Here is a 1,522-nt window from a genome sequence, read left to right as displayed (position 1 = left end):
TGCCGTGCACCAGCAGGTGGGCGTAGTGCGCGCGCAGGTCGCGGTTCTGCTCGCGCGCCTCGCGCGCCACCACGGGTGCGCACAGCACCAGGTCGGCCATCACCAGGGGCTCCTGTGCGTAGTCGAAGGTGAGCACGTTGGTGGCGTAGTCCTTGCGGCGGTACTCGCGGTTGAGGGACTGGCCTTCTTCGGCATCGACGATGCGCACGGTGATCTCGGCGTCGCTGGACAGCGCGTGGCGGATGAAGCGCGCTGCGGCATGGCGGGGCAGGGCGGCGCGGTGTTCCTGCACCCCGGGAAAGCGCGCGAACTGCAGCGACAGGGTCAGATGGTTCAGGGTCATTTGGGCCTCTGGCGCATTTTTCACTAGGGCGTTGTGCTATTGATTCAGGAGTGTCCTGCGCGGCTGCCCGCCGCGCGCTGGGCATCGTAGGCGTCCACGATGCGGGCGATGAGCGGGTGGCGCACCACGTCGGCGGTGGTGAACCGGGTGATCGCGATGCCCTTGACGCGCTTGAGCACCCGCTCGGCGTCGATCAGGCCGCTCATCGCGCCCTTGGGCAGGTCGATCTGGCTCACGTCACCCGTCACCACGGCGCGGGCGCCGAAGCCGATGCGGGTGAGGAACATCTTCATCTGCTCGGGCGTGGTGTTCTGGGCCTCGTCCAGGATGATGAAGGCGTTGTTCAGCGTGCGCCCGCGCATGAAGGCCAGCGGCGCGATCTCCAGCGCATTGCGCTCGAAGGCCTTCTGCACCTTCTCGTAGCCCATCAGGTCGTAGAGGGCGTCGTACAGCGGGCGCAGGTACGGGTCCACCTTCTGCGTGAGGTCGCCGGGCAGAAAGCCCAGGCGCTCCCCGGCCTCGACCGCCGGCCGCGTCAGCACGATGCGCTGCACCGCGTTGCGCTCCAGGGCGTCCACCGCGCAGGCGACGGCCAGGTAGGTCTTGCCGGTGCCGGCGGGGCCGATGCCGAAGGTGATGTCGTGGCTGGCGATGTTGTCCAGGTAGTTGCTCTGCGTGGGGGTGCGCGCGCGCAGGTCGGCGCGGCGGGTGTTGAGCGTCACTGCGCCGTCACCGGGCGCCTCCAGCATGGCGCTGTCGCCGGCCAGCATGAGCTGCAGGTGCTCCTCGGCGATGGGCCGCTCGGCCATTTCGTACAGCGCCTGGAGCAGCTCCATCGCCTGGGTGGCCTTGGCCTTCGGCCCATCCACCTTGAACTGCTCGTGCCGGTGCGCGATGCTGACCGACAGCGCCGTCTCGATGGTGCGCAGGTTCGCATCGGCCGGGCCGCACAGGTGCGACAGCCGGTTGTTGTTGTGGGGGGTGAAGGTGTGTCGCAGGATCACGCGGATAATTCCGGTTGGATGGCCGCAACGGTGCGGCGAAGGACATCAATGATAGGCAAACTCACCGGCACGCTGCTGGAAAAGAACCCGCCAGAAGTGCTGCTGGACTGCCACGGCGTCGGCTACGAGGTGCAGGTGCCCATGAGCACCTTCTACAACCTGCCGCCCGTGGGGG

3 protein-coding genes are annotated in these 1,522 nt (G+C 67.9%); 1 reads left to right on the top strand and 2 read right to left on the bottom strand.

All coding sequences use genetic code 11. From position 1 onward, the window contains the following. On the bottom strand, window positions 1-343 hold a 343-nt coding region (gene ybeY / locus AC27IQ_RS24340; protein WP_487091106.1), incomplete at its 3' end, for an rRNA maturation RNase YbeY. A gap of 44 nt (window positions 344-387) precedes the next feature. Then, window positions 388-1,347, bottom strand: a complete 960-nt coding sequence (locus AC27IQ_RS24335; protein WP_284405238.1) for a PhoH family protein — start codon at window positions 1,345-1,347, stop codon at window positions 388-390. A gap of 48 nt (window positions 1,348-1,395) precedes the next feature. On the opposite strand from AC27IQ_RS24335, the gene AC27IQ_RS24330 reads away from it, so the two are divergent. Then, on the top strand, window positions 1,396-1,522 hold a 127-nt coding region (locus tag AC27IQ_RS24330; protein ID WP_487091107.1), incomplete at its 3' end, for an OB-fold domain-containing protein.

Source organism: Acidovorax sp. KPB24-07 (assembly GCF_057543315.1).
Note: the sequence above shows the minus strand (reverse complement) of the source record. Positions and strands in the feature narration are given on the sequence as shown.